Raw genomic sequence first — 3,680 nt, 5'->3', positions numbered from 1 at the left:
GCCGCCGCCGCGACCTGGACGGTGCTCGGCGGCACCTCGCTGACCCGGGAGGCCCGCACGATCGGCCGCGCGCTGACGGCCGGTGACCTGACGGCGGCCCGGGAGCGGCTGCCGCACCTGTGCGGACGCGACCCGAGCGCCCTGGACGAGCAGCAGATCGCCCGCGCGGTGGTCGAGTCGGTGGCCGAGAACACCGCCGACGCCGTGGTCAACGCCCTGGTCTGGGGCGGCCTGGCCGGCACCCCGGGGCTGCTGGCGTTCCGCGCGGTGAACACCCTGGACGCGATGGTCGGTCACCGCTCGCCGCGCTACGCCCGGTTCGGCTGGGCCTCGGCCCGGCTGGACGACGTGGCGGGCTGGCCGGGCGCCCGGCTGACCGCGCTGCTGACGGTGGCCGCCGCCCCCGAACCGCGCACCGCCTGGCGGGTCTGGCGGCGGGACGGCTCCGCGCACCCCAGCCCCAACGCCGGCCAGGCCGAGTCGGCCTTCGCCGGCGCGGTCGGCGTCCGGCTGGGCGGGACGCTGCAGTACGGCGAACGCACCGAGCACCGGCCGGTGCTCGGCGAGGGGCTGCGGCCGGTCGGGGTGGACGACATCGAGCGGGCCTGCGTGCTCTCGCGGCGGGTGGGCGCGCTCGCCCTGGGTACGACGGTCGCCGGGCACCTGCTGCTGCGGGCGGCGCTGAACAGGAAGCGGAGGTACCGGGCATGAGCAAGGCACTGCTGGTCGCCGGGACGACCTCGGACGCCGGCAAGAGCGTGGTCACGGCGGGCATCTGCCGGTGGCTGGCGCGGCAGGGGGTCGCGGTCGCGCCGTTCAAGGCGCAGAACATGTCGCTGAACTCCTTCGTCACCGCCGACGGCGCCGAGATCGGCCGCGCCCAGGCGATGCAGGCGCAGGCCGCCCGGGTCGAGCCGGAGGCGGCGATGAACCCGGTGCTGCTGAAGCCCGGCGCGGACGGCCGCAGCCAGGTGGTGCTGCTGGGCCGCCCGGTCGCCGAGGTCGGCGCGCTGGACTACCGCGAGCGCAAGCCGCTGCTGCTGGAACGGGCCCTGGAGTGCCTGGCGGACCTGCGCGCCCGCTTCGACGTGGTGGTCTGCGAGGGCGCGGGCTCGCCCGCCGAGATCAACCTGCGGGACCGGGACATCGCCAACATGGGCCTGGCCACCGCGGCCGGCCTGCCGGTCGTCGTGGTCGGGGACATCGACCGGGGCGGCGTGTTCGCGGCGATGTACGGGACGCTGGCGCTGCTGTCGGCGGAGGACCAGCGGCACGTGGCCGGCTGGTTCGTCAACAAGTTCCGCGGCGACGCGCGGCTGCTGGCCCCCGGGCTGGAGATGCTGCGCGAGCTGACCGGGCGTCCGGTGCTCGGCACCCTGCCGATGCTGCCGGACCTGTGGCTGGACGCCGAGGACTCGCTCGACCTGTCCACCGTCGTCGACCGGACCGCCGCGCGCGGCCCGCTGGGCGCCGATGTGCTGCGGGTGGCGGTGCTCCGCTTCCCCCGGCTGTCCAACTTCACCGACCTGGACGCGCTCGCCCAGGAACCCGGCGTGCTGGTGCGCTGGGCCACCCGGCCGGAGGAGCTGGCCGACGCCGACCTGGTGGTGCTGCCCGGCACCCGGGCCACCGTCGCCGACCTCGGCTGGCTGCGCGAGCGCGGCTTCGAGCCGGTGCTGAAGGCCCGGGCGGCGGCCGGGCTGCCGGTGCTGGGCGTCTGCGGCGGCTACCAGATGCTGGCCGGCCGGATCGTGGACGAGGTCGAGTCGAAGGCGGGCCCGGTCGAGGGCCTCGGACTGCTGCCGACGCAGGTGCGGTTCGGGGTGGAGAAGGTGCTCGGACGGCCCGTCGGCGAGGCCTTCGGCGAGCGGGTCGAGGGCTACGAGATCCACCACGGGATCGTCACCGTGGAGGGCGGGGAGGCCTTCATCTCCGATGACGACGGGCAGAGCCTCGACGGGTGCCGGGTCGGTTCCGTCCTGGGCACCACCTGGCACGGCGCGCTGGAGAACGACGGCTTCCGGCGCGCGCTGCTGCGCGAGGTCGCGGCGGCGGCCGGCCGGGCGTTCGTCGCCGCGCCGGACACCTCATTCGCCGACGCGCGGGAGGCCCGGCTGGACCGGCTGGGCGAACTGATCGAGGAACACGCCGACACCGACGCGCTGTGGAAGCTGATCGAGGGCGGGGTGCCGGCGGCCGGATCGCTGCCGTTCCTTCCGCCCGGAGCCCCTGGGGAGCATGCATGAGTGACGTCCGATACCCGTTCACCGCGATCGTCGGCATGGCCGACCTGCGGCTCGGCCTGCTGCTGAACGCGGTCTCCCCGGCGGTCGGCGGGGTGCTGGTGCGCGGCGAGAAGGGCACCGCCAAGTCGACCATGGTGCGCGCGCTGGCCGGGCTGCTGCCGTCCATCGCGACCGTCGACGGCTGCCGCTTCGCCTGCGACCCGGCCGGCCCGGACCCGCAGTGCCCGGACGGCGCGCACGACGGCGGGGCGTCCTCGCGGCGCCCGGCCGAGCTGGTCGAGCTGCCGGTCGGCGTCTCCGAGGACCGGATCGTCGGCTCGCTGGACCTGGAGCGCGCGCTCTCCGAGGGCGTCAAGGCGTACGAGCCGGGGCTGCTGGCCCGGGCGCACCGCGGCGTGCTCTACATCGACGAGGTCAACCTGCTCCAGGACCACGTGGTGGACCTGCTGCTGGACGCCGCCGCGATGGGCCGCTCCTACGTGGAGCGCGAGGGCGTGTCGGTGCGGCACGCGGCGCGCTTCCTGCTGGTCGGCACGATGAACCCGGAGGAGGGCGAGCTGCGGCCGCAGCTGCTCGACCGGTTCGGCCTGACGGTGGAGATCGCCGCCACCCGGGAGCCGGTGGAGCGTGCCGAGGTGGTCCGCCGCCGGCTCTCCTACGACGCCGACCCGGCCGCCTTCGCCGAGCGCTTCGCCGCCGACGAGCGGGCGCTCGCGGAGCGGATCACCGCCGCCCGCGAGCTGCTGCCGAGCGTGGAGCTGACCGACACGGCGCTGCGCCAGATCACCGCCGTCTGCGCGGCGTTCGAGGTGGACGGGCTGCGCGCGGACATCGTGATGGCCCGGACCGCCGTCGCCCTGGCCGCCTGGGCGGGCCGCACCGAGGTGCTGGCGGAGGACGTCCGCAAGGCCGCCCAGCTGGCGCTGCCGCACCGGCGGCGGCGCAACCCCTTCGACGCCCCCGGGCTGGACGAGGAGCAGCTGGACCAGGTGCTGGAGGAGCACGCCGAGCCGGAGTCCGAGGAGCCGCAGCAGCCCCAGGAGCCGGAGGAGGACCCGGACCCGGAGGGCGGCCCCGAGGGCGACGGTCCCGAGGGTGACGGCCCGCAGGACGGCGGCCCCGACGGCGGCGGTGGCGGCGCGCCCGAGCCGTCCGGCCAGGACGGCCCCGACGGCCCGACGGCCGAGGCGACGGACGCCCCGGCCCAGGACGACGCCCCCGCCCCGCAGCCGGTCCCGCTCCAGCCCCCGTCCCCGGCCCGGGAGACGGCCCCGGTCGCGGCCGGCGACCCGTACCGGACCCGGCTGTTCGCCGTGGACGGCACCGGGCGCGGCGCCCAGGGCCGCCGCTCCCCCGCCGAGACCGACAGCGGCCACACCATCCGGGCCCGCCGCCCGCGCGGCCGGCTCCCCCCGCTGCACCTGAGCGCCACCC

Annotated in this window: 3 protein-coding genes; all 3 read left to right on the top strand. The window is 76.9% G+C overall.

Annotation, left to right across the window (positions count from 1 at the left end; translation table 11 throughout):
- The coding region (locus BI06_RS44210) for a CobD/CbiB family cobalamin biosynthesis protein (RefSeq protein ID WP_043478583.1) at positions 1–711 on the top strand (711 nt) is incomplete at its 5' end.
- Positions 708–2,246: a cobyric acid synthase gene (locus BI06_RS44205; protein ID WP_030398309.1), complete on the top strand. Its 1,539-nt coding sequence runs from the start codon at positions 708–710 to the stop codon at positions 2,244–2,246. The genes BI06_RS44210 and BI06_RS44205, both read left to right, overlap by 4 nt.
- On the top strand, positions 2,243–3,680 hold a 1,438-nt coding region (locus BI06_RS44200; protein WP_043478581.1), incomplete at its 3' end, for an ATP-binding protein. The genes BI06_RS44205 and BI06_RS44200, both read left to right, overlap by 4 nt.

The sequence above is a fragment of the Kitasatospora sp. MBT66 genome, from assembly GCF_000710405.2.
GTDB classification, from domain to species: Bacteria; Actinomycetota; Actinomycetes; order Streptomycetales; family Streptomycetaceae; genus Kitasatospora; species Kitasatospora purpeofusca.
Note: the sequence above shows the minus strand (reverse complement) of the source record. Positions and strands in the feature narration are given on the sequence as shown.

Excerpts from the sequence above, each read along its gene's own strand:
- BI06_RS44205 (WP_030398309.1), top strand. The coding sequence starts at position 708 with ATGAGCAAGGCACTGCTGGTCGCCGGGACGACCTCGGACGCCGGCAAG.